Genomic DNA, 24,528 nt, shown 5'->3' with positions numbered 1-24,528 from the left:
CGAAGCACCGAGGGCGGCGAACGAAAACGGACGTCGGGAGAGATAACCTCAACCAACCGAACCGCCGGATGCGGATCCGCCTGTCCGGTGGTGTGGCAGGGGGAGTAGGGAGTTACCCTCTCTACCCCCCTATGCCGATTGGGAAGACGCCGGGCGGGGAGTACCTGTGCTTTGACTATAGGGGCTCAACCCATCAGCCCCGGATCGTCCTGGTGACGGTGGAGATGTCCATCCTCCCCATCGCCAACAGCTTCCAGGAACTGCTGGAGGGGTTGCACGACGATTGACGGTAAACTGTGCGTGAACCATGCCCGGCACGCGCTTCTGCACCTTCGACGATTCGCTCTGGCCGCTGCTCATGGTGCGTGTCGTGGGGGTGGCATCGCCTCCGCAGTTCGAGGAGTACCTGGAGGAGTCCGCGTCCTTCTACCGTCGACGGCAGCCCTACGTGATCGTCTCGGATCTGCTCCAGGTGGGAATGCTCCCGGCCGAGCTGCGCCGCAGGCAGGTGGAGTGGACGACCTTGCATGATGGGCTCATCCGGGAGTCCCTGCTCGGCAATGCCTTCATCATCAACACCCCCATCTTCCGGCTCGGGTTGAACGTCCTCTTCCACCTCAGTCCGCCCACCTGGCCCTATGTCGTCGTTCCCCGCATGGAGCCGGCGCTCGCGTGGGCCGTTGTCCGGCTGGAGGAGGCGGGCCTGCGGGAGCACGCGGAGCGTGTCCGGCGGCATTTCGGCCTGCGTCCCTGAGCCAGTCCTCGGTTGGCTTCATCAGACCTCATGCGCACTGGGCGTGAAGGGGGGGCGCATCCACTTCGCGGTGGGGGTCGGCTATAAGCGGACTCGATGAATCGCCCCTTCCTGGCCGCGGCGTGTCTCGTCCTCCTCTCCCTCGCCATTGCCAGCCCGCCCGCGCGGGCGGCCAGCCAGCCCCGGCGCGTCACGAACGCCACGGAGGTCGTGCAGCTCTGGTCCTCCTCCCAGCACGTCTACGTGAAGGGGAACATCGGGGTCTCCGACGCGCAGCTTCGCGAGCTCGAGGAGTGGTCGAGCATGCTGCATCCCCACTGGACCGTGGTGCTGCTGGAGAGCGCCGAAGGGGAGCGCTTCACCGATGCCGCGGGCACCTCCTTCCAGGGCATCGAGGCGGTGAAGCAAGCGCTCGGCAAGGGACTGTCGAACCGCACGGGTTTCGGCTCCCTGAAGCACCAGGTGACGGGTGAGCCGGATGGCGCCATCTTCCTCCTGTCTCTGCGCGAGCGGAACCTGTCGTACTTCGGCTCCGAGGCCCAGGACCGGCGTGGCCTGGGTGAGGCGAACTGGAAGGGGCGGCTCGATGCCCCGGCCATCGCCGCCATGCGCGGCGGGGGGCGCATCGTCGATGCGGTGACCGACACCATCGTCTCCATCGACAGGGAGCTGGCGGCCCGCATCCAGAAGGAGCAGGAGGACCGCGAGAGTGCCCTCCAGAAGGCGATCGCCGATCGCGAGAGCGCTCGCGCCTCGCTGCGTGACCTGCTGCAGCGGGTACCGGGCTTTCTCGACATGCTCATCGCCCAGCAGAAGGAGCTCTTCGGAGGCACCCCTCCGCCCGGTGTCCCGCTGGCGAATCCCGACTTCGTGGGCCTGCGCGTGAAGGCCGCCAAGGCCCTCGCGCTCCTCGACGCGGCACCGGGCTCCAAGCGCCAGAAGCCGCCGGATCCAAGGACCGGCCTGCCGCCGGACCCGAAGCTCGACCAGGCGAACACGGCCTACGAGGAAGTGCGCGCCGTCCTCAACGGTGTGTCCGAGACGTTCGCCACCTGGCAGCGGACGTTCTCGCGGCTGAATCAGGCCTCGGTGGCGCTCGCGGCACTCGAGGAGTCCCGCTGGAAGGCCTTCGCCGCACCGGAGTTGGAGGCGGCGAACGCGGCACTCGGGCGGGCGCGTTCCGCCGTCGCCGTGCTGTCGCCCGGCCACGAGGCGCTGCTCTCCGAGGCGGAGGCCCTGCGCCAGAAGGCGGACGCCTTCCTGTCCGAGGTTGCCCGCCAGGCGCCGTTGTTGGACGAGCAGGCCCGTCTCCTCGAGGCCCTCGAGAAGGAATCCCGCGTCGAGGTCGCCCGGCAACAGCTCGCGGATGCACAGGCGGCGCTGCGGCGGGCTCGCGAGTCCTTCGCGCGTCAGGATCGTTCCTTCATGGCCCTGCTGCACTCGAGTGATTCCTCGTACCGGATGGCCCGCGAACGCATCGAGGAGGCCGAGCGCAACGCGACCCTCCGCAACGTGCTCGTGGGCCTCTCCGCCCTGGCCCTGGGCGTGCTCCTCGTCTTCCTGCGGACCCGCCGCAACCGGCACATGCGCGAGGCCGCCGGCCTCCATGCCCAGTGGCGCAAGGCCCTCGACGAGAAGATGCAGGCGCTCTTCGGGCTGCTCGACCGGACCCACCTGGCCGCTGGCCGCTCGCGCGAGGAGATCCAGAAGCGCTACGCGGGCACCACGCGCGAGCGGGCCCTGACGGTCGCCTCCGAGGTGGATGAGCTGTTCCTGCTGTCCGTGGGAGCCTCGCGCGTGCTGGAGCAGGCCGAGGCGCTGCTCTCCGGCAAGGGCGCCCTGGGCTGGCTCACGGCCCAGTTGTCGGCCTCGCCCTTCCAGCGGGTGACGCGCCTGCTGCGCGACGAGCCCATCGTCTTCCACCCCGATGACGGCATCGAGCTCGTGCTGCGGGGCCTCCCCACCGCCGAGCAGCGGCTCATCGGAGATCTCGCCAGCTACCAGCCGTTCTCCCTGTCCCTGGAGGCGCTCATCGAGGCCTTCAACACGCGCGCCAGCAACGTCCTCCCGGCGCTCCAGGTGCTGGAGGACGTGCCGGGCCAGGCGGGGGAGGGTGTCGCGGCGCTGGAGCGCCTCATCGCCGAGGTGCGCACGGCGGAGCCGGGGGCCGTGCGGCTTCGCGTCCCCGCGATGCTCGAGCAGGTCGTGCCGTCGCTGGAGGCCCTGCTGACGGAGGCACGTTCGCTCCTGGTGGAGGATCCGCTCGGCGCGTTCCATGGGCCGCTCGTCACCGCACGCCGGCAGGCCGCGGACGCGTCGGCGCTGCTGCCCGTGCTCGCGCGTGGCCGCTCGGAGGTGCTGCCCCTGGCGGAGCGTGCGGGGGAGGCGCTCGTGTCCGCCGGACTGTCCCGCCAGTGGCTCGACGAGGCGAGCGACGCGCTCCACCGTCAGGCGGACGAGGTGGCGCGGGCGTTGGTGACACGCCAGGCCGATGATGACGTGAAGGTCCTCGCCGAGGCGCTCGGGAAGCTGGAGCAGCGCGCGGCCGAGGCGGGGCGGCTCGCGGAGCTGTGCGGACGCGCCCGCGCCGGACTGACGCGGGTGGGGGCGGAGATCGAGGCGGCACGGGCCGGACTGGGACAGGCCCTGGGTCTGGCGCCCGTGTCGATGCTGCGAGAGGAGGGGAGGGATCCTTCCGTGCACATCACCTCGGGCGAGCAGTCGCTCGCGCAGGGGCGCGAGGCACTGAGCCGCGGTGAGCTCGAGACGGCGCGTACCGGAGTCGAGGCCGCGCTGGCGAGAGCATCCGAGGCGGCGCAGCTGGTGGCCCGGAGCCGCGAGGTGCACGCCCGCTTCGAGGCCTGGTGCGAGGAGCGCCGTGCCGAGGCGCGGCGGCTCGCGGGGCTCGTGGCCGAGCGCCAGGCCCCCCTGACGGAAGCGATGCGCCGCTACCTGCCCTCGGCGCTGAGATTGCGCGCGGACGATCCGGTGCGCCCCCACGCGAATGGCACCGTCCAGGACAACCTGCGCGAGATCGCCGCGAACACGCAGCGGGCCGCGGAACTGCTCCAGTCGGCGAGCAAGCTGTTCTCCCAGGGACGGCTGCTCGCCTCGGCCGAGCGGGTCGGCCAGGCGCGGGAGCAACAGGTGCTCGCCGCGCACCGGCTCGACGAGCTCACGGACAAGGTGCGGCAGCTCCAGGCCGCCGAGGAGAGCAACCCGCAGCTGCTCTCGGCGGCCGAGGCGCTCGCCGCCGCATGCGCCGTGGACGTGGCCGATCCCCGCGTCACGGCGACCACTCGAGGCACGCTCGAGGCGGCGCGGGGGCTGGTGGAGGCGGCCCGCGCCAGGGTGGGCGTCCTGCCCGGTGACCCGCTCTCGGCGGCCGAGCGGCTGTCGGCGGCGAGTCTGGCACTTACCGACGTCCAGCGGAGCGCGGCGAATGATCACTCGCTGCACGCTCGCGCCGGGGAGAGCCTGAGCGCCGCCCGATCGGCGCTCGAGATCGCCCAGGAGTGGGTGCGGCGCGCCGCGACGGACGGCATCACCGACAGCCGCGAGACCACGCGCGCCGTGAATGCGATCGGCGCACTGAGGGGGGAGCTCCAGAAGACGGATGACACGTTCAGCCAGCCCCATGGCGACTGGCTCGCGATCGAGGCCGAGGGCGAGCGGCTCGAGCTCCAGGTGGCCCGTGAGGCCGCCGCGCTGCGCAACGAGCTGGAGGCCGCCGAGCGTGCGGTGCGCGCCATCAAGGAGGCGGCCAATCCGGTCAAGCGCGCCAAGGAGTGGCCCACGGCCCATGGCGTCTCCATCTCGGGGAATCCCGGCTCCCGGCGGCTCACCGAGGCCCGCTCGGCCCTGCATCAGGGCGACTACGCGTCCGCCCAGGCGGCCGCGGAGAACGCCTCGCAGCTCGCTCTCGCCGCCATCTCGTTGGCCGAACAACAGGTGGCCCAATACCTCGAGGAGGAGCGGCGGCGCGAGGAGGAGCGGGAGCGCGAGAGGGAACGGGAGCGCGAGAGGGAACGGGAGCGGCAGCGCGAGCGCGACTGGAGCTCGAGCAGTTCCAGCAGCTCGGACAGCTCGAGCTCCTTCTTCAGCAGCTCCAGCGACTCGGGCTTCTCCAGCTCCTCCTGGAGCAGCAGCGACAGCTCCTCCAGTGGGGGCTCGAACGACTCGGGCTTTGGCAGCTCCAGCTGGTGAGCCCCGCCCACCCACAACCCCCCGCGACGCCTGCCTGCCTGCCGCATCCTGTGCTTGACATTTCCCCTCCCCCCGGGGATTAGTTAGTTTGCGGTCACTAACTTATCTCGGGCCGAGGAACTGACCCTCCCAGAGGAGGGCCAGGGCGCACGGGAGCACAGGTATGCAGAAGCTTCTTCGGAATGGCAGGACGGGCAAGGCCCCGACGTTCAAGGTGCTGGTTGCGGGCGGGCTGGTGCTGACGCTCGGCGCGGGCTGCGGCTCGCGCGTGGACGCCGCGCAGAAGCCGGGGGCGCAGCAGGCCTCGGGCTCGGCGCAGGAGTCCGCCGTGAAGGCGGACACGGTGGAAGTGGGGGAGGCGAAGGTTCCGCGCTTCCTCACGCTCACCGGCTCGCTGTCGGCCTACGAGGACTCGGACGTGGCCGCTGGCGCCGCGGGCAAGGTGATGTCCGTGCACGTCGAGCGCGGCTCGGTGGTGAAGAAGGGCGACGTGCTGGTGAAGCTGGACTCGCGCACCGCCGCGGCCAGCCTCGAGGAGGCCCGCGCCCAGCTGGCCCTGGTCAAGTCCCAGCAGGCCCTGGCCGACGCCGAGTGCGAGCGCAACCAGAAGCTCTTCGAGGGTGGCTCCGTGTCCACCGCCGATCATGATCGCGCCCAGGCCCAGTGCCGCAACGCGGCGGCGCAGGCGGCGGCCAGCACGGCGCGCCTGAGCCTGCTGGAGATCAACGCCACCGACGCCACCATCCGCGCCCCCTTCGATGGCGTGGTGGCCGAGCGCGCGGTGTCCGTGGGCGAGTACGTCCGCCAGGACTCCAAGGTGGTGACGCTGGTGGCGCTGGATCCGCTGCGGCTGGAGCTGACCGTGCCCGAGTCCTCGGCCGCCTTCGTGCGCAAGGACCAGGAGGTGGAGTTCACCCTCACGGCCACGCCCAACATGGTGCACAAGACGAAGGTGTCCTTCGTGGGCGCGGGCCTGCGCCGCGGCACGCGCGACCTGGTGGTGGAGGCGCTGGTGCCCAACAAGGATCGCACGCTGCTGCCGGGCCAGTTCGCCACGGCGAAGGTGCAGCTGGGCGAGCAGCAGCTCCCGGTGGTGCCGCGCACGGCGGTGCTCGAGGACGGCGCGCGCCGCAAGGTCTTCGTGGTGAGCGATGGGCGGCTGGAGGAGCGCGTCGTCCAGGTGAGCGGGTCCGCCGCGGACTCGCTGGGTGTGATGGCCGGCGTTCGCGTGGGCGAGCGCGTGGTGGCGGTGGCGCGGGATGATCTGCGCGACGGCCAGAAGCTTCAGTAGGCGAGGGCACCGCACATGCAATGGCTCGCGAGTATCTGTGTCCGGAAGCCCGTCTTCGCGTCGGTGCTCATCCTGCTGATCTGCGTGGTCGGCGGCGCCGGCTACGTGAAGCTCAACGTCGATCGCTTCCCGAAGGTGGACTTCCCCGTCGTGGTGGTGAACACGGTCATGCGGGGCGCCGCTCCCGAGGAGATGGAGACCGACATCACCGAGAAGGTGGAGGAGGCGGTCAACACCATCTCCGGTATCGACGAGATGAACTCCACCACCGCCGAGGGCGTGAGCACGGTGGTCATCACGTTCGTCCTGGAGAAGAACGTGGATGTGGCCGTGCAGGAGGTGCGCGACCGCATCAACCAGATCACCTACAACCTGCCGCGCGACGCGGAGACGCCGCTGGTGCAGAAGTTCGATCCGGACTCCGTGCCGGTCATCATCCTGTCCGTGCAGGCGGAAAAGCCCGTGCGCGAGCTCACCGAGTACGCGGATCGCGTGCTGCGCCGGAGGCTGGAGACGGTGCAGGGCGTGGGCCAGGTGAACATCATCGGTGGCCGCAAGCGCCAGGTGAACGTGTGGCTGGATCCGGTGAAGATGCGTGCGGCGGGCGTGAGCGCGGGACAGCTGCAGGCGGCGCTGGCCTCGCAGAACATGTCGATGCCGGGTGGCAGCATCGAGACGGGCCCGCAGCGCTTCACCCTGCGTCTGCGCGGGCGTGTCACGAGCGTGGAGGAGCTGGGCAACCTCGTGCTGCGCGAGAGCAATGGCTACATCCTGCGCGTGAAGGACGTGGCCCGGGTGGAGGATGGTGAGGAGGAGCCGGAGACGGCCGCCATGCGTGACGGCAAGTCCGCGGTGCTGCTGTCCATCCGCAAGCAGTCCGGTGAGAACACCGTGGCGCTGGTGGCGGAGGTGCGCCGGCGCGTGGCGGAGCTGAGCACGTCGCTGCCGCCGGGCTACTCGCTGGAAGTGGTGCGCGACAACTCGGAGACGACCCTCACCGCCGTCCACGCGGTGCAGGAGCACCTGCTGCTGGGCGGTCTGTTCGCCGCGCTGGTGGTGCTGCTGTTCCTCGGAAGCTGGCGCAGCACCATCATCGCCGCGCTCGCCATCCCCACGTCCATCATCGGCACCTTCGCGGTGATGAAGTACCTGGACCTCAACCTCAACAGCATCAGTCTGCTGGCGCTCGCGCTGGCGGTGGGTATCGTCATCGACGACGCCATCGTGGTGCTGGAGAACATCCACCGCTTCATCCACGAGAAGAAGCTCAAGCCCTTCCCGGCCGCCATCCTGGCCACCAAGGAGATCGGCCTCGCGGTGCTCGCCACCACGCTGTCGCTGCTCGCGGTGTTCCTCCCGGTGGCCTTCATGGGCGGCATGCCCGGACGCTTCCTGAGCAGCTTCGGCCTGACGATGGGGGCCTCCATCGCCGTGTCGCTGCTGGTGTCCTTCACGCTCACGCCCATGCTGTGCGCGCGGTGGCTGGCCCCGTCGGCGTCTGGCGAGCACGGGGGCCATCACCGCAAGCCCCTGCTGGAGCGCGCCACCGACGTCATCTACCTGCCCCTGGAGCGGGCCTATGAGCGCGCCCTGCGCTGGGTGATGGCGCACCGCTGGGTGGCCGTCGTGGCCTCGGTGGTGACGCTCGGCTCGTGCGGTCCGCTCATGGGCAAGGTGCCCAAGGGCTTCCTCCCCAAGAGCGACGAGGCCCAGTTCCAGGTGAGCGTCCGCATGCCGGAAGGCACCAGCCTGGACTCCACCCTCCTGGTGACCGAGCGGGTCGCCCGCGAGATGCGCGAGAAGATCCCGGAGGTGACCTCCACGCTCGTCACCATCGGTGAGGGCGCGGACAAGACGCCCAACGTGGCGGGCATCTTCGTGAAGATCGTCAACCCGGATCAGCGCGTGGCCACCCAGGACGAGATCATGGACAAGGTGCGCCATGAGATCACCTCCAAGATGCCCAAGGAGTACCGGGTGAGCGTGTCCAACGCGCCGCTCTTCGGCGGTGCGGGCTCGCAGGCGGCGGTGCAGTACGTGGTGACGGGCCCCGAGTTCGACGAGCTGGGCAAGCAGGCCTCCCTGCTGCTGGCGAAGCTGAAGCAGATTCCCGGCGTGGTGGACGCGGACAGCAACCTCATCATCGGCAAGCCCGAGGTGAGCGCGTACATCGACCGCTCGCGCGCCGCGGATCTGGGCGTGCAGGTGCCCGACGTGGCCAGCACCCTGCAGATGGTGGTGGGGGGCCTCGACGTGTCCACCTACGTGGAGAACGGCAACCTGTACGACGTGCGGCTGCGCGCCGAGCCGTCCGCTCGCGCCAGCATCGAGGACATCGGCCAGCTCACCGTGCCCTCGGCCCGGCTCGGCTCCGTCCCCCTGTCGGACGTGGTGAAGCTGCAGCGGGAGGAAGGCCCCTCGCAGATCAGCCGCATGAACCGCCAGCGGCAGATCATGCTCACCGCCAACACCGCCCCCGGCGTGAGCACGGGTCAGATCGTGGAGAGGTTCGACAAGGTCATCGCGGAGTCGAAGCTGCCGGCCGGCTACGCGGCGAGGCCCGCGGGTCAGTCCCGAGAGATCGGCCGCACGGTGGGCAACTTCGCCCTGGCGTTCGGCCTGGCCTTCATCTTCATGTACCTGATCCTCGCCGCGCAGTTCGAGTCGTGGATCCACCCCATCACCATCCTCCTGTCGCTGCCCCTCACCGTGCCCTTCGCGTTGATCTCCCTGCTGGTGTTCAAGCAGGCGCTCGACATGTACTCGATGCTGGGTCTGCTGGTGCTCTTCGGCGTGGTGAAGAAGAACTCGATTCTGCAGATCGACCACACCAACCAGTTGCGGCGTGAAGGCCTGCCGCGGCTGGAGGCCATCGTCCACGGCAGCAAGGACCGGTTGCGGCCCATCCTCATGACCACGCTGTCGTTCGTGGCGGGCATGATTCCGCTGCTGCTCTCCAAGGGCGTGGGCGCGAGCTTCAACCAGGCCACGGCCGGAGTGGTGGTGGGTGGACAGACGCTGTCGCTGGTGCTCACGCTGCTGGTGACGCCGGTGGCCTACTCGTTGTTCGATGACGCCTCGGCGTGGTTCGGCCGGAAGTTCGCTTCCAAGCGCTCGCCCGAGGAGACGGGCGAGGCCGAGGTAGCCCGGGCCTATGGCGGCGACACGCTCGCCGAGCTGCGCCCGGCACATGATTCGGAGGCAGCATGATTGCCTTGCTCGCAGTGACGCTGACGGTGAGCGCCGCGACTCCGGTGCTCACCCTGGACGAGGCGCTCGCGTCGGCCCGTCAGAACAACCTGGACCTGAAGGTGGCGCGCGCCCGGCTGGAGCAGTCCCGTCTCCTGTCCAACAGGGCGTGGGCCGCGTACCTGCCCACCATCTCGGTGGGCGCCAGCTACACCCGCAACTCCAATGAAGCGGTGGTGACGCTGCCGGGCGGTCCGCAGATCGTCATCCAGCCGTATGACCAGCTCGGCGCGCAGGCGGAGGTCCGGCAGGCCGTCATCGCGCCCGCGCTGATCCCCGCCATCCGCAACGCGGGGATCGCCGAGGACGTGGCGGAGCTGAACACGGAGAACGCCCGGCGGGAGATCCTCTTCGCCGTGGCGCAGGCCTACTTCGGCGCCGCCGCCTACCAGGAGGCCATCCGTGCCACGCAGTTCCTCCTGGAGGTGAACACGGCGCGCGAGTCGGACACGCGGAAGCGCTTCGATGCGGGCACGGTGACGAAGGTGGCCCTCCTCCGGTCGCAGCTGGACCGGGCGCGGGCCGAGCAGGATCTGGTGCGGGCGCGCAACGCCTTCGCCTCCTCGCGGCTGGCGCTCGCCACGCTCATCCAGCGGGACGCGGACTTCACGCTGGAGCTGCCCCCGGTGCCGCAGGTGCCCGCGCAGGGGGAGGACCTGGTGAAGCAGGCGCTGGAGCAGCGGCCGGACGTTGCCGCCGCGCGGCGCAACCTGGACCTGGCGCTGGGCCGCAAGCAGGGCGTGTGGTTCTCCTATGCGCCCTCGGTGGGCTTCTCCGGTGTCTACCGGCTCAGCAACGCCGCGGGCTTCGCGGGCCGCAACGACGTCTGGGCGCTGTCGTTGAGCGCGCAGTGGACGCTCTGGGACGGCGGCATCCGGGAGATCAACCTGCGCGAGGAGTCCGCCCGCGTGGCCGAGGCGTCGGCCCAGCAGAAGCAGGCGGAGGCCCGGGCGGTGGAGGAGGTGTCGCGCGCGCGGCTGGAGTTCGAGAACGCGCAGGCCAACCTCACCAAGGCCGAGGAGGCCCTGGGGCTGGCGCGTGAGACGCAGCGTCTCACGGAGATCAGCTTCAAGGCGGGTGTGGCCACCTACCTCGAGGTGGCGGACGCCAACTCCGCGCTGACGAACGCCGAGGTGGGTGCCATCTCCGAGCGTCTGCAGACGTCGCTCGCGGCGCTGCGGTTGCTGCGCGCCGCCGGCTCCTTCGCGGTCCAGGAGTAGGCCGTCGCTCCCTCTCCCTCTGGGAGAGGGCCAGGGCGAAAGCATTTAAGGGTGGGAAGGCCAGAGAAAAAGGCGGGCTGCCTACTCAGGGAGTAGTAATCGCTGGGTGACTTGGTAGAGCGAGTGGACGCGGAAAGTCATATGCTGCGAGCTACTCATGGAGTCATCAGCGCAGACCCAGCAAGGCGAGCAAGCACTCAACGTGCTCTGGCAGCACTTCAGCAGCTTGGAAGACCCCCGAGTGGAGCGCGGCAAGCTCCACTCGCTGTACAACGTCTTGACGATGGCGCTGTGCGCGGTGATTGGCGGGGCCAACAACTGGGAGACGGTGTACGAGTTCGCCCTGGCGCATGTGGCTTGGTTTGCCACCTTGCTGCACATGCCCAACGGAGTACCCAGCAAGGACACCTTCCGCCGAGTGTTCTGCGCCCTGGAGCCAAGGGCCTTCGAGGCGTGCTTCCGCAGGTGGGTGAAGACGCTGGTGAGGGACCTCAACGCGCAAGTGGTGGCGGTGGACGGCAAGAGCGTGCGCGGAGCACTGGGCACGGGCCTGGAGGACACAGCGCTGCACCTGGTGCACGTGTGGGCCAGCGAGCAGAAGCTGCTGTTGGCGCAAAGGGCCGTGGAGGGAGCCCCTGGAGAAGTGAGTGCAATCCCCGAGCTGCTCGAGGTGCTGGAGTTGAAGGGGGCCGTGGTGACGGTGGACGCCAACGGGTGCACGGCCAAGATAGCCCAGGCCATAGTGGACGCAGAGGCCGACTACGTGCTGGCGCTCAAGGGCAACCGGGGGCCGCTCCACGAGCATGTGCAGGAGGTATTCGCCCAGGTACGCACTGCCGAGGAGAAGAAGTGGCAGGAGGAGGCAACTGGCCGCCGCGTGGACGAGGCGCGAGCTGGGGCTCAGGAGGGCGCCGAGGAGCACCAGGCCCAGCCGATGTCTCACAGCCGCAGTGAGGAGGCGGGACATGGCCGGCACGAGGTGCGCAGCGCCTGGGCGCTGGAGTTGAAGCTGGAGCAGGCGCCAGCCAGCGCGAATACGTGGGTGAAGCTGAGGTCAGCCGTCATGCTGCTGCGCGAGCGCACCGAGGGCGGCAAGACGACACGAGAGTGGCACTACTACCTCAGCAGCATGTGCCCCCAGGCCGAGGAACTGGCCCGAGTCATCCGCTCACACTGGGGAGTGGAGAACGGCCTGCACTGGAGCCTGGACGTGAGCATGAACGAGGATTCACGCCCCATCCGCGACCACAATGGGGCGCAAAACTTCGCTCTGCTCAGCCGGATGGCCCTCACGCTGCTGCGGCGCGAGAAGACGTGCAAGAAGGGCGTGCCCACCAAACGCAAGAAAGCCGGCTGGGACTCCGGCTACCTGGTGCGCGTCCTGAAATCCGCAGCTTCCGACATTTAAATGCTTTCGCCCTGGGGAGAGGGCAGGGGGTGAGGGTCTTCTGTCCGCGGACGACCCTCACCGGCCCGTGATGAGGTTCTCGAAGCGCGCGTACTGGCGCGCCAGCCGCGCGTAGTCCGAGGGGCGGATCTCCCGCTGCTCCAGCGTGCGCACCAGATCCTCCCTCGCGGCCAGGTAGTCCGCCGCTGGCAGCCCGCAGCTCTGCTCCAGCATCCGCGCCGCCTCGTCCTCGGGCAGCGTGAGGGGAATGCCCAACCGCTCGTGCATGTGCCGCCGCAGTTGCCGCGCCAGCTCCGGCACCAGCTCGCGCTCCACCTTCGAGCGCCGGGCCAGCCAGCCCAGGGAGCGCACGTACTCCAGCGCCGAGCGGTGCTTCTCCACCACCAGCGGCCGGGGTGGGCCGAAGCGCGTCCCGCGCGACACCGCGTAGATCAGCCCCACCAGCAGGCCCTGCGCCACGAAGACCCACAGGCCCCGGGCCGAGGGAGGCTCCGGCTTCGGGGGCACGCCGTGGTGGTACTCGTCGAAGGCGAGTGGCCCGCGCGCCGCCAGCGCGTCCCAGAAGCGCAGGTTGTCCAGCAGCTCCAGCCGCCGGTTCTCCGCCAGGTCCGTTCCCGCCAGCACGTACACCTCGCCGCGTCCCTCCGGCACCCGCCACACCACCGCCGCGCCCTTCGCTCCGGCGAGGGGCACCGCCTCCGGCCGCCCCACCGTGATGCCCCGGTCCAGCGACACGCGGAGCCGCTCCACGCTGCGCATCGGGCCTACCGGCACCCAGACGCGCACCGTCGTCCCCGTGAGATCCTTCTCCTTGGGCGGCAGGCCCTCGGAGTCCGGTGCCAGCATCGGGGCCTCTGAAATCCCCAGCCAGGTGTCCAGTTGGGGCTGTCTCGCCTTCGCCTCCCTCGACACCAGGTAGACGAGCGTTCCGCCCCGGGAGACCCAGTTCCGCAGCGCCCCGGCCTCCTCCTCCGTCACGGGCCGTCCCGCGGGGGCCGCCACCACCACCGTCCGGAGGCTGTCGTCGAGCGCCTGTCCGTCGAACGCCTCCCGCAGCGCCGACACCCGGGCGCCCGACTCCTGGAGGTACAGGTACAGCGCCCGCACGCCCAAGGGGCCCGGGTTGTCCACCGAGGGCACCAGCGACGGGGCAGGGGACTGGTTCACCGCGAGCCCCAGCCCCAACGCCAGCGCCACCAGCACGCCGTAGATGACCGCCGTCCGCGTGACCTTCATGCCACCGCTCCCGCGAGCCCCTGATGCAGCCGCTCCACGTCGTCCACGAAGCGCGCCGCGTCCTGCGGCGGCACCGGCTCGAGCGAGTAGAAGGCCTGGTCGTACCAGCGCACCAGCCGCTCCACCTCGCCCGTCAGCTGCGCGGAGGCTCCCCGCCCGGGCAGCTCGCCCACCAGCTCGCGATTCGTCTTCACCCGGTCCGGCCGCGCCAGCCGCTTCGCCTCCAGCGAGGACAGCAGCGCCAGCAGCCCCTCCCGGATGGCCTCGCGCGGCCGGGCTCCCAGCGCCGCCCTCGCCCGCGTCAGGTGCTCACCCGGCGAGTCGAGCTCCAGGGCCGCCGCGCCCGTCTCCGTGCCCGCTTCACGGCGCGCCGGGCCTCGCCGCCAGTGGCGCAGGCGCAGCACCGCGAAGAGCACCGCCGCGAAGCCCAGCCCCAGCACCAACGTCCGCGTGCCCGTCGCGAAGCCCTGCGCCTCGCGCGTCATCAGCAGCTCCTCCAGGAACGCCTTCAGCTCCCGCATCAGCCGCTGGAGCAGGTCCCCCTGGCGCTGCCTCGCCTGGGCGAATTCGGGCCGAGAGAGGATCTCCTGGAGCCGCTCCGGCTCGGTGGTCCGGGGTTGGGTCTCCGGCACGGCCTCGGGCGGTGCGCACGCCGCCTGGATGCGCCGGGCCGCCGTCTCCGCTCGCTCCGCCGGGGTTTCATCGCCCGGTGCGCGCAGGGGCAGACCCTCCCAGCGCTGCTCCAGCGCCTCGAGGTGCGCGTCCATCGCCACCGGCTCTCCCCTGGACAACACCGTGAGCTGTTGCAGCTCGCTCGCGGCGTTCTCGCAGGGCAGGACCGCGAGCCACAGCAGCACCAGCCCGGACATCATCGCGCCTCCAGGCGCCTCTCGAGATCCAACCCCTCCCGGCGCACGCGCATGTCCAGGTAGAGCAGCGCGTAGACGACGATCCCCAGCGGTGTGAACACCGCCTGTCCCACCACCTGAAGCAGCTCCGCGGGCACCAGCAGCGACTGGGGCGCCGGGGTGGCCGCCGGATCCAACGCGCTGCCATGGATGAACTGGATGATCATCGCGGGCAGTCCGCACAGCACGCTCACGGCGATCAGGATGATGGACACCACGGTGACGAGGATCATCGCCCGCACGGTGACGCGCCCGGTGAAGCCCGGCCCCACCCGCCCCGAGAGCAGGGCTCCCGAGCGCCGGAACGAGCCCACCGCCGGGAGATCCTCCATGGCCATCACCGGCGCCAGCAGGGAGAAGCGCAGCAGGTACCAGAGCAGTCCGCCCACCATCCCGAGCACCGCGAGGATGGGGCCTCCGGCCAGCAGGATCCACCCGAGCACCCGGATGCCCGAGATCGTACCCTCGGTGCGCAGCACGATCGCCCCGCCCACTCCGGCGAGCAGCGCGCCGGGCAGCATCAGCAGCAGGATGGCGCCCACCGCCCAGAGCAGGGACAGCAGGTAGGCCCCGGTGAACGTGCCCAGCCGCTTCAGCACGCGCTGCATTCCATCCGACGGGCGCGTGGGTTCTCCGAGCTGCGTGGGCACCACGTACCGGGACACCGCCAGCGTGTTCAGCGAGTACACCCAGAAGGTGACGCCCAGGGTCGCCGTCAGCATCAGCAGGAAGCGGGAGTACTCGGCCGCCAGCACCGCCATGTCTCCGTCCCGCGCGGCCACCTGGATCACCGCGAAGTTCCGCTGCACCGTCAGCTGCAGGGCCTTGCTCACGATGTAGGAGACCAGATTGAAGCCGAGGCTCAGCAGGAAGAGCGTCTTGAAGTGCTTGCGCCAGAAGGTGGCCGCGCGATCGATGATCTCACCGACAGCCAGGGGACGCAGATCCGAAGGGGGAGGGCTCACGGGCCCAGCATACTGGTGACATGGTGTCCTGGGGGAAGACCCTCACCCCGTCCCTCTCCCAGGGGGAGAGGGGAGGGTGCACAGCGCCTTCACGGCCTCCGCGGGGTTGCTCGCCTCCAGCACCGCCGAGATGACCGCGAAGCCCGCTGCCTCCCCGAGCAGCGAGGCCCGCTCCGGTGTGATGCCTCCGAGCGCCAGGGCGGGGCAGGGCAGGGCCGCCGCCAGCATCCGGAAGCCCTCGGGCCCCAGCGTGGGCCGCGTGTCCTCTGGTTTCGAACCCGGCGAGAACACCGGGCTCACCAGCGCCAGATCCGCGCCCACGGCCCGGCGTGCTTCCTGTTCGTCGTGCACCGCCACGCTCACCTGCCGCCCCGGGGGCAGGTGCGGACGGACATCCTCCGGTGTCAGGCCCGCCGCCGGCAGGTGCAGGTGCGCTCCCACCAACAGGGCCACGTCCAACCGGCCATTGACGTAGAGCGGATTGCCTCGCGCCCGGCACAGCCCGGCCAGCAGCCGGGCCTCCTCCAGGAACTGGCGCGCGGTGGCCTCCGGGTGCCGGTGCTGCACGGCCACCTGGGGCCCCACCTCCAGCGCCCGCTCCAGCGCGGACAACAGCCGCTCCCGGGGCAGGCGCCAGTCGGTGATGACCATCACCCTCGGTACCACTACTCGACGAGCCCCTCGAGCGGGCTCGACGCCGACGCGTACGCCTTGCGCGGAATCCGGCCGGACAGGAAGGCCTCGCGGCCCGCTTCGATGGCCAGCTTCATGGCGCGCGCCATGCGCACCGGATCCTTCGCGCCCGCGATGGCCGTGTTCATCAGCACCGCGTCCACGCCCAGCTCCATGGCGATGGCCGCGTCCGACGCCGTGCCCACGCCCGCGTCCACGATCACCGGCACCTTCACCGTCTCGCGGATGAGGCGGATGTTGTGCGGGTTGCGGATGCCCAGCCCCGAGCCGATCGGCGCCGCCAGCGGCATCACCGCCGCGCACCCCACGTCCTCCAGCTTGCGCGCGGTGATGGGGTCATCCGACGTGTAGGGCAGCACCGTGAAGCCCTCCTTCACCAGGATGCGCGCCGCCTTCAGCGTCTCCTCCACATCCGGGTAGAGCGTCTTCTCGTCGCCCAGCACCTCCAGCTTCACCCACTTGCTCATGCCCAGCTCCTCGGCGAGCCGGCAGGTGCGCACCGCGTCGTCCGCCGTGTAGCAGAGCGCCGTGTTCGGCAGCAGCCGCATGCGCGAGCGGTCGATCCAGTTCATCAGCGAGGCCTCGCCCTTCGCCGCCAGGTCCAACCGCCTCACCGCCACCGTCACCATCTCCGCGCCCGAGGCCTCGTGGCACCGCTTCATCACCTCGTGGCTGGGGTACTTCCCCGTGCCCACGATGAGGCGCGACTGGAAGGTCACTCCCGCGATCACCAGGGGTTTGTCCTGCACGCTCATTGTCCGCTCCTCTATCCGCCACCGACGAAGGTGACGATCTCCACGCGATCCTGCGGCGACAGCTGGTACTCGGGGTGGCGCGCGCGGCGGACCACCTCCGCGTTCACCTCCACCGCCACCCCGGGGCCTCCCACCTCCAACGAGGCGAGCAGCGCCGCCAGGGTCATTCCCTCGGGGACTTCTCGTGCCTGTCCGTTGATCCAGATCGTCACGGCTCGACGCTCCTGCTGCTGGCGCCCGACGCACTACAGGCGCGTCCGCGTGCTGTCAACGCGCACTCCGGGCATCACCCCTGGCTATACTCCTGGGCATGTTCACCGTCCGAAGCAGGCTCGTGGCCAGTGCCCTGGTGCTGACGCTGGGACTCCCGGCCACCGCCGCCGAGCCCTCCCGCACCGCGGATGCCCCCACGCGCGCGGCCGGCCTCCATGGCCACCGGTATGCCTTCGTCGCTGGTGGGGTTCTGCTCCTCGGGGGCGCGGGCTTCGGCTATCTCGCCCAGGGCGAGGCCAACCGGGCCCGCACGCTCTCCTCGGCGCGTGAGTCCGGCGCCGCGCTCGACAGGGCCCGCGCCAACGCCGCCACCGCCAACGTGCTCTATGCCGTGGCGGGGGCGGCCGTCCTCTATGGCCTGGTCCTGGAGCTGCTGCCGGAGCCCGCCGCGGAGACGGCGAGCCTCACGTTCCACTTCTGAGTCACTGCTTCCGGGGCAAGGTGATGGCCGGGGAAGGCCCAGAGGACCCTTGCCCGGCCCGGGGTTCTCACGCTCTGATTCGCCCCCCATGCCGGCCTCCGCTCCCCACGAGACCCTTCCTCCGTCCGCGCAGCGCCCGCTCACCCTCCAGGACGTCAAGACGCTCGGACTGGCGGCGCTGGGTGGCGCGCTGGAGTTCTACGACTTCATCATCTTCGTGTTCTTCACCGCGGTGATCGGGCAGCTCTTCTTCCCGCCCGACACGTCCGAGTGGTTGCGCCAGCTGCAGTCGTTCGGCCTGTTCGCGGCCGCCTACCTGGCGCGCCCGCTGGGCGGCATCGTCATGGCGCACTTCGGAGACCGCAGTGGCCGCAAGCGCATGTTCGCGCTGAGCGTCTTCATGATGGCGGTGCCCACGCTGCTGATCGGCTGCCTGCCCACCTACGCCACCGCCGGTTACGCGGCGCCGCTGGCCCTGCTGGTGCTGCGCATGATGCAGGGCGCGGCGGTGGGCGGTGAGGTGCCGGGCGCCTGGGTGTTCGTCTCCGAGCACGTGCCCGAGCACCGCGTCGGCTTCGCCTGCGGCACGCTCACCGCCGGCCTCACGTTCGGCATCCTGATCGGCTCGCTGGTGGCCACGGCGATCAACAAGATCTACACCCCCGAGGCGGTGCGGGACTTCGCCTGGCGCCTGCCCTTCCTGGTGGGAGGCGTGTTCGGCTTCTTCGCCGTGTTCCTGCGCCGCTGGCTGGCGGAGACCCCGGTGTTCTTGGAGATGCGCCAGCGCAAGGCCCTGGTGCGGGAGCTGCCGCTCAAGGCCGTGCTGCGGGGCCATGGCGTCTCGGTGGCCGTGTCCATGCTGCTCACCTGGGTGCTCACCGCCGGCATCGTGGTGGTGATCCTCATGACGCCCACGCTGGTGCAGAAGCTGTACGGCATCGCCCCGGCCCAGGCGCTGGAGGCCAACAGCGTGGCCACCCTGAGCCTCACCGCCGGGTGTGTCGTCTTCGGCCTGCTCGCGGATCGCTTCGGCGCCGGGTGGATGCTGGGCATCGGGACGCTCGGCCTGCTGGCGGCGACGTACGGGCTCTACCTCGGCGTGGGCGCGGCGCCGGAGCACCTCGTGCCCCTGTACGCGCTGGCGGGCTTCTGCGTGGGCGTGGTGGGCGTGGTGCCCACGGTGATGGTGCGCGCCTTCCCCGCGGCGGTCCGGTTCTCGGGACTCTCGTTTTCCTACAATGTCTCCTACGCCATCTTCGGCGGCCTGACGCCCCTGGCGGTCACCTTGATGATGAAGGAGCAGCCCCTGGCGCCCGCGCATTACGTGGCGGGGGTGTGCGCGATGGGGTTCCTGGTGGCGCTCTACCTGCTGAGCGCGGGCCGCACCCGTTTCGCCTCGCTGAGCGCCTCGTAACGCACGGTTGCTCTCCCAGCGCTTGCGTGCACCGCATCACCGCCCCCACATCGAGGGCACCCGCTTCAGGGTGCGCCTGCCGCGCTCCGCGCAGCCTGTTCCGAGGAATTGAAGGGGACCGGTGCCGCCCCGGGCAGCTCGATGGCCTCCACCTGCTCCGCGCGTGGGCCCAGGGCGGGGATGATGAACCAGGGCACGTCGCGGAAGGCCTCCCGGGGGCGCAGCGCGGCGTCTGGCGAGAGGGTCACGAGCTGCCGCCGCTCGCCGCCCAGGTGGAACGTGACGCGCAACGTCTCCGGCACGCCCCGCGGTGAGACGAAGAAGGCCCAGCGATCCCTCGCGTAGCCGGTGCGGATGAACGCCACGCCCCTCACCACCGCGTTGCCGGTGGCCACGTCCAGCCGGTGTGCTCCCGGGGGCAGCTCCGGCGGGAGGGCGGGCGTGGAGAGATCGTACAGGCGCAGCGCCGAGCCGGCCGGCACCTCCAGCGGCGCGAAGGGCTCGGCGGCGGGCGAGGCCAGGTAGTGCCGGTAACCCTCGGCCCGGCCCCAGTCCAGCCGGGGGTTGCCCTTGTGCGCCATCCGGCCGCTCCAGAACATGAAGTTCAGGTGCTCGAACTGCTCGGGCGCGTCCCACTCCATGCGCAGCCAGACAATCGCCTTGTCCGGGAGCACCTTCGCCGCGGCGAGTCCCGCCTCCTTGGTGTGGGTGCGCTCGCCCAGGTCCCGCTTGGCGCTCCGCATCTTCAGGTGCGCGAGCACGGTGCGCGGGGCGAGGAAGTAGAGCGCGAGCGCGGTGCAGGCCACCCCCATCCCGAGCGTGAGGGACCGGCGCGCGCGGGCCACGAGCATCGGCAGGCCCACGAGGAGCGCGAACGCGAGCACGAGGCAGAGTCCCTCGAAGAAGCCGGGGACGCGCCGGGTCTGCTCGAGTGCCTCCGGCAGCTTCGCCCGGAGCGGCGCGAGGAAGGCCAGCCTGGGGAGCAGGAAGGGCGTGGAGAGCGCGCCCACGACGGCCGCCGCGAGCACGGGGCGGCGGAAGCTGTCGCGCAGGAGCAGGGCGAGGGCGCAGAACACCGCCGTCACCGCGCCCCAGGTGGTGGCCGGGACCTTCGCCGCCGCCAACGAGAGGATGAGCCAGGTGGGCCACAGCCACAGTGCCACGGCGAGGGTCTCGAGCTCGCGGGTGCGCAGGGCCCGGTAGAGGAGCCAGAGCCCGGCCAGCAGCGTCAGCGCCTCCGGGAAGGGCTCCAGGGTGCGCAGGTGGATCTCATTGAAGATCGCATCCAGCGGACGGATCCACATGACGATGGAGGGATTCCTTCGTGCCTCGTCCTCGAAGAGGTGGCTCCGGGTGACGTGCGACTCGATGGCCCACAGCTCGGGGTAGGCCTGCCGCGCATAGAGCGACCACGGGAGCGCCACGGCGGCCGCGCAGACGAGGAGCAGGGCGAGCTGACGCGGCCTCGGGCCCTGCGTGAGCCCGAGCAACCGGCCCGCGGCGAGCACCCCGGCCACGCCCACGGGGGTCAGCGCGAGGGTGCTCTTGCACAGGTAGCCGAGTCCCACGGCGACACCGGCGAGGGCCGCGAGGAGGAGCGAGTCACGCCGGATGGACGTGACGAGCAACACCATGGCCAGGGCGAGACAGCCGGCGAGCGTGGTGTCCGTCATGTCGCCGAACATGAAGCCCTGGACGAGCTCGTAGGTGAAGGGGAGGACGAGCAGGGTGCAGGCGGCGACGGTGGACCAGAAGCGTCCGGCCGTCCGGCGCATGAGGAAGAAGACGCCGAGCGCGGCGGCCACCATGCCGAGCACGGAGCCGAAGCGGGCCACCCCCGTGCTCACACCGAAGAGGCGCATGCCGAGCGCCGCGAACCACATGGAGCCGAGCGGCTTGTGGAGCCAGAGGCTCCCGTTGATCCAATCGTCGATGGCCGGGCGGTGGAAGGGCTCGGCGTAGACGTGGGGCCGCAGCGGGGTGTCCATCAGCCCGCGCGACACGGCGAGGTGCACGGCCTCATCCCAGTTGTGGATGCCGGGATGATCCAGGCCGGGCAGGAGCGCCACCAGGGCGGTGACGAGGATGGCGCTCACACAGAGCGGATCGGGAGGGGGCCGGCGCACGCGAAGGCCGGGGACATTACAGCACGGGGCCGAATTCATCTAACCTCACGGCATGCGCGTCTTCTCGAATTCGTGGGTGCTCGCCTGCGCACTGATGGCTTCCGGCTGTCTGTTCGCCGAGAACGCCGGGCCGGGCCATCCCTGCTCGGACGACTCCGAGTGCCCGGCCTCCTACCGCTGCGTGACGGTCTCCGCGGAGCAGCGCTCCTGCGAGGTGGTGTACCCGCCCGCCCCGCTGGAGACCGACGCGGGCTCCGCCGATGCCGGGCCCGTGCCCACCTGGTGCAAGGACATCCGCCCCCTCATGGCGGCCAGTTGCGTGGCCTCGTGCCACGGCGCGGACACCTCCGGCAGCAAACGCACGGACTTCCGGCTCGACCAGTACGCGGCCATCGGCGGGGTGAACGGGGCCCGGGACATGGCCGCCCGCATCAAGGCTCGCGCGGTGGATACGCAGACGATGCCGCCCACGGGCAGCCCCGCTCCCTCTACCGCCGAGCGGGAGCTGCTCCGGCAGTGGATCGCTGGCGGTACACCCCTCTGCGCGGACGGTGGTACTTAAGGGCTCTTCTATGAAGCGCATCCTCCCGAGCCTGCGTCCGAGTCTCCTGGGCCTCTGTGCCGTGATGGCCACCGGCTGCACCATCGAGGCCCCCGATTTCTCCGGCAAGTCGTGCGAGTCCCTGGCCGACTGCCCCCGGCCCTACACCTGTGTCGCGGCACGTCCCGGCGCGGGGCGCACCTGCGAGGTGCTCAACGGGCCCGGCACCGCCGACCCCAACTCGGGGCCGGTGCCCACCTGGTGCCAGGACATCCAGCCCATCCTCGCGGCCAACTGCGTGTCCTCGTGCCACGGCGCCACCACGACGGGCAGCGGCCGCACGGACTTCCGGCTCGACCTGTACGAGGCGGATGGGGGCATCGCGGGGGCGAAGTGGATGGCGCCCCGCATCCACGCGCGCACCGTTGTCTTCCGCACCATGCCGCCCGCGGCGAGCCCCCAGCCCACCGAGGAACAGCGCGAGCTCATCGACCGCTGGGCCTCGGGCGGTGCGCCCTTCTGTGAGCCAGCGGGCAGCGACGGCGGCTCCTGACCCCGGGGGGGAGTGCCGCGGCCGGGGTGAATGCGGGGAAAGCCGCGAATTCTTCCCATTTTCAGCAGGCAGCCCGCCGGGCCCTCCGCCGATGGGCCTCTGCCCCTGTGCCGGTTTTCCGCTCCGACAAGCCCTGTGCACCCGCGATGCAGGTCACCAGTTTCCTGGCACACGCCGGGGAGCTTCCTCCCCTGGTGAGGAACGAAAGGAGCGGCACCATGCGTAAGCTCATGATGGCGGTGATGGCGGTGGCGGGACTCGGTTTGACGGTGGGCTGCCAGGATCGCAGCAAGGTCCAGAGCGAGCAGAAGGACGTGGCCGAGGCGCAGCGTGACGTGGCCGAGACGCGCCAGGAGTCGGCGCAGGATCTCGCCGAGGTGCGCCAGGACAGCCAGAAGGAGATGTCCGACGCCGAGAAGAACCTGGTGGAGGAGCAGCGCGAGCTGGCCGATGCCCAGCACAAGCAGATGGTTGACGGGGACGACCAGGCCACGGGTGGCAGCGGCACCACGATGAACAAGAACGACACCGCGGCCAACGTGAAGACCGAGGAGGTGGAGGGCACCATCCAGTCCGCCTCGGCCAACACCATCGCGATCATCGTCCCGGACAAGAACAACCAGGTGATGCGCTTCCAGGCCGACCAGCAGCTCAAGGTGATGAAGGACGACAAGCCGGTGGCCCTGAAGGATCTGAAGGCCGGTGACGAGGTCCGCGCCTCCTACTCGCTGGATCCGAACGGCAAGATGATGCTCAAGAGCATCGAGGTGGAGAAGATGAGCGCCCAGCACCCGGGCGTGAAGAACAAGTAGTCGCGCGCAACACGGTGGGACGCGGCCTCCGCCTCCGGGCGGGGGCCGTCGTCCATCCCGAGTCCCATTCCGGAGTTTCTTGTCGTGACGGACGGGAAGCCCGAGACTGCGGCCATGGCTCTCAAGACGGGTGACGTGCTCGAGCTCCACCAGCGTTGGTGCATCGCGGATTCGCACGCGGACTCGCTGATGTGGAACAGGGATCTCTGCGAGCGCTCCTCGGAGGGACACGTGGACTTTCCCCGCCTGCGCGAGGTGGGGATGAAGCTGCAGTGCTTCACCATCGTGACGCGGGGCTTTCCCTTCATCGGGGGCTTCGAGGCCTTCGCCGTCTGGCGGGGCTGGCCGCGCGAGGCCCGGGAGAGCGAGTGGACACGCGCGGTGTGGCAGGTGGACCGGTTGGCGGAGTTCTGCCGCCGCTCCGAGGGGCAGGTGCGCATCACCACCACGGGGCGTGCGCTGGAGGAGAACCTCGCCCAGGGGCGGCTGTCGGCGGTGCTCGGCATCGAGGGCGCGCACGCCATCGAGGGCCAGGTGGAGCGCGTGGCGGAGCTGTACCAGCGGGGCGTGCGCTTCATGGGCCTCACGCACCTGTCCAACAACGAGGCGGGGGGCTCGTCCTTCCCGCTGATGGGAAACCGGCCGCTGTCGCCGCTGGGCCACGCGGTGCTGGAGGAGATGGCGCGGGTGGGCATGAGCGTGGACGTGGCCCATGCCTCCGAGCGGACGCTGGAGGACATCCTGGCGCACCCCACGGCGCGCATCTTCTCCTCGCACACGGGGGTGCGCGGGGCGGGAGGCGGGTGGCGCAACCTGTCGGACGAGGTGCTGCGCAAGATCGCCGGGCGGGGTGGGGTGGTGGGCATCATCCTGGCCCCGGTGTACCTGGGCGGAGACGCCATCGACGATGTGGTGCGGCACATCGAGCACGCCCTGGGGGTGATGGGGGAGGAGGGGGTGGGGATCGGCTCGGACTATGACGGCATGGTGGCCCTGCCCAAGGGCATCCGCGACGTGACGGACCTGCCCAAGCTCACCGAGGCCCTGCTGCGCCGCCATCCGGAGGCCCTGGTGGAGCGAATCCTCGGGGGCAACTTCCGGAGGTACTTCCGCGAGACGCTCGGGGAGTGACACGGGTTGACCGGGCCCCCGGCGCCTGGAATCGTCCGGCGCCGTGATGACACGCTCTTCCGTCCTGTTCTCGTTGATGATCGGCTCCCTCCTGCTGTCCGCCTGTGGCGTCAAGGCCGGCGACGCTTGCTCGGGAGGTGGCTACACCTGTGCCTCCGAGGAGCAGGCACTGGAGTGCCGTGACAAGGTCTGGCGCGCGCTGCCGTGCCGGGGGGCCTCGGGGTGCGGCGAGTCCGGGACCGAGATTCTCTGTGACATGAATGGCAACGGGGCCGGGGATGCGTGCGCGGCGTCCGCCGAGGGCCGCGGGCTGTGCACGGCCGACGGCAAGGCCCGGCTGGAGTGCCGCATGGGCGTGCTCGTCCAGGTGAGCACGTGCAGCTCGTGCGTCATGGACGACACCCACGTCACCTGCAATCCGTGACGGGTGGGGCTCAAGAGCTATCGATAAATCCCGGGGATGGGCAAGGCGGGTGATCCAGAAATGGGTAGGAGCAGCGCGGCCCGACTCCTGAGGTTCGGGCGCAGGAGTTACTGATGAAGTAGGTAGAGGGGGTGAAGAAGAGAGAGCC

The 24,528-nt window shown here is 70.4% G+C and carries 21 protein-coding genes; 14 read left to right on the top strand and 7 right to left on the bottom strand.

Annotated features, from left to right (window positions below; translation table 11 throughout):
• Positions 1-131: 131 nt before the first annotated feature.
• The 7 genes from VFZ09_RS00205 to VFZ09_RS00175 all read left to right on the top strand — a co-directional run bounded on the left by VFZ09_RS00205 (position 132) and on the right by VFZ09_RS00175 (position 12,128).
• The gene (locus tag VFZ09_RS00205; protein ID WP_329725380.1) at positions 132-287 is read left to right on the top strand and encodes an SMI1/KNR4 family protein; all 156 of its coding nucleotides are present in this window, start codon (positions 132-134) and stop codon (positions 285-287) included.
• Between the two features lie 20 nt (positions 288-307).
• Complete coding sequence (locus VFZ09_RS00200) at positions 308-754, top strand: hypothetical protein (protein ID WP_329725379.1); 447 nt, start codon at positions 308-310, stop codon at positions 752-754.
• Positions 755-850: 96 nt separating this feature from the next.
• The gene (locus tag VFZ09_RS00195; protein WP_329725378.1) at positions 851-4,960 is read left to right on the top strand and encodes a hypothetical protein; all 4,110 of its coding nucleotides are present in this window, start codon (positions 851-853) and stop codon (positions 4,958-4,960) included.
• A gap of 163 nt (positions 4,961-5,123) precedes the next feature.
• Positions 5,124-6,251, top strand: coding sequence for an efflux RND transporter periplasmic adaptor subunit (locus VFZ09_RS00190; protein ID WP_329725377.1), 1,128 nt, complete (start codon positions 5,124-5,126; stop codon positions 6,249-6,251).
• Between the two features lie 15 nt (positions 6,252-6,266).
• Entirely contained in the window at positions 6,267-9,461 is a 3,195-nt protein-coding gene (locus tag VFZ09_RS00185; RefSeq protein WP_329725376.1) for an efflux RND transporter permease subunit, read from the top strand.
• Positions 9,458-10,720, top strand: a complete 1,263-nt coding sequence (locus tag VFZ09_RS00180; protein WP_329725375.1) for a TolC family protein — start codon at positions 9,458-9,460, stop codon at positions 10,718-10,720. Before VFZ09_RS00185 ends, VFZ09_RS00180 begins: the two co-directional genes overlap by 4 nt.
• A 157-nt stretch (positions 10,721-10,877) precedes the next feature.
• Positions 10,878-12,128, top strand: a complete 1,251-nt coding sequence (locus tag VFZ09_RS00175) for an ISAs1 family transposase (RefSeq protein ID WP_329725374.1) — start codon at positions 10,878-10,880, stop codon at positions 12,126-12,128.
• Positions 12,129-12,185: 57 nt separating this feature from the next.
• Here the strand turns inward: VFZ09_RS00175 and VFZ09_RS00170 are convergent, their stop codons facing one another.
• The 6 genes from VFZ09_RS00170 to thiS are packed head-to-tail and all read right to left on the bottom strand — an operon-like array spanning position 12,186 to position 16,897.
• Positions 12,186-13,364 (bottom strand): DUF4350 domain-containing protein, encoded by a 1,179-nt coding sequence (locus tag VFZ09_RS00170; RefSeq protein ID WP_329725373.1) that lies wholly within the window; start codon positions 13,362-13,364, stop codon positions 12,186-12,188.
• A complete protein-coding gene (locus VFZ09_RS00165; protein ID WP_329725372.1) occupies positions 13,361-14,236 on the bottom strand; it encodes a DUF4129 domain-containing protein in 876 nt (291 codons plus the stop codon). The genes VFZ09_RS00170 and VFZ09_RS00165 overlap by 4 nt, the downstream gene beginning before the upstream one ends.
• Positions 14,233-15,237, bottom strand: coding sequence for a hypothetical protein (locus VFZ09_RS00160; RefSeq protein WP_329725371.1), 1,005 nt, complete (start codon positions 15,235-15,237; stop codon positions 14,233-14,235). The genes VFZ09_RS00165 and VFZ09_RS00160 overlap by 4 nt, the downstream gene beginning before the upstream one ends.
• Before the next feature lie 42 nt (positions 15,238-15,279).
• Positions 15,280-15,888, bottom strand: coding sequence for a thiamine phosphate synthase (locus VFZ09_RS00155; RefSeq protein ID WP_329725381.1), 609 nt, complete (start codon positions 15,886-15,888; stop codon positions 15,280-15,282).
• Positions 15,889-15,902: 14 nt separating this feature from the next.
• Positions 15,903-16,685, bottom strand: a complete 783-nt coding sequence (locus tag VFZ09_RS00150) for a thiazole synthase (protein ID WP_073563565.1) — start codon at positions 16,683-16,685, stop codon at positions 15,903-15,905.
• Positions 16,686-16,696: 11 nt separating this feature from the next.
• Positions 16,697-16,897 carry a sulfur carrier protein ThiS gene (thiS, locus tag VFZ09_RS00145; RefSeq protein ID WP_047857213.1) on the bottom strand — a complete coding sequence of 67 codons (201 nt, stop codon included), beginning with the start codon at positions 16,895-16,897 and terminating at the stop codon, positions 16,697-16,699.
• A gap of 98 nt (positions 16,898-16,995) precedes the next feature.
• On the opposite strand from thiS, the gene VFZ09_RS00140 reads away from it, so the two are divergent.
• Both VFZ09_RS00140 and VFZ09_RS00135 read left to right on the top strand, forming a co-directional pair.
• Positions 16,996-17,379 carry a hypothetical protein gene (locus tag VFZ09_RS00140; RefSeq protein WP_329725370.1) on the top strand — a complete coding sequence of 128 codons (384 nt, stop codon included), beginning with the start codon at positions 16,996-16,998 and terminating at the stop codon, positions 17,377-17,379.
• Positions 17,380-17,467: 88 nt separating this feature from the next.
• Complete coding sequence (locus tag VFZ09_RS00135; RefSeq protein WP_329725369.1) at positions 17,468-18,793, top strand: MFS transporter; 1,326 nt, start codon at positions 17,468-17,470, stop codon at positions 18,791-18,793.
• A gap of 65 nt (positions 18,794-18,858) precedes the next feature.
• On the opposite strand, the gene VFZ09_RS00130 is transcribed toward VFZ09_RS00135, so the two are convergent.
• Positions 18,859-20,889: an ArnT family glycosyltransferase gene (locus VFZ09_RS00130; RefSeq protein WP_329725368.1), complete on the bottom strand. Its 2,031-nt coding sequence runs from the start codon at positions 20,887-20,889 to the stop codon at positions 18,859-18,861.
• Positions 20,890-21,013: 124 nt separating this feature from the next.
• Here VFZ09_RS00130 and VFZ09_RS00125 point away from each other — a divergent pair, with 124 nt between their 5' ends.
• The 5 genes from VFZ09_RS00125 (at position 21,014) to VFZ09_RS00105 (ending at position 24,380) form a co-directional block, all read left to right on the top strand.
• Positions 21,014-21,481 carry a hypothetical protein gene (locus tag VFZ09_RS00125; RefSeq protein WP_329725367.1) on the top strand — a complete coding sequence of 156 codons (468 nt, stop codon included), beginning with the start codon at positions 21,014-21,016 and terminating at the stop codon, positions 21,479-21,481.
• Between the two features lie 10 nt (positions 21,482-21,491).
• Positions 21,492-22,013: a hypothetical protein gene (locus VFZ09_RS00120; RefSeq protein ID WP_329725366.1), complete on the top strand. Its 522-nt coding sequence runs from the start codon at positions 21,492-21,494 to the stop codon at positions 22,011-22,013.
• Positions 22,014-22,231: 218 nt separating this feature from the next.
• Positions 22,232-22,825 carry a hypothetical protein gene (locus VFZ09_RS00115; RefSeq protein ID WP_329725365.1) on the top strand — a complete coding sequence of 198 codons (594 nt, stop codon included), beginning with the start codon at positions 22,232-22,234 and terminating at the stop codon, positions 22,823-22,825.
• Positions 22,826-22,939: 114 nt separating this feature from the next.
• Entirely contained in the window at positions 22,940-23,956 is a 1,017-nt protein-coding gene (locus VFZ09_RS00110) for a dipeptidase (protein WP_329725364.1), read from the top strand.
• A gap of 46 nt (positions 23,957-24,002) precedes the next feature.
• Entirely contained in the window at positions 24,003-24,380 is a 378-nt protein-coding gene (locus tag VFZ09_RS00105) for a hypothetical protein (protein WP_329725363.1), read from the top strand.
• Positions 24,381-24,528 lie beyond the last annotated feature (148 nt).

It is taken from the genome of Archangium sp. (genome assembly GCF_036277355.1).
Classification (GTDB): Bacteria; Myxococcota; Myxococcia; order Myxococcales; family Myxococcaceae; genus Archangium.
This window is presented reverse-complemented; position numbering and strand designations above follow the sequence as displayed.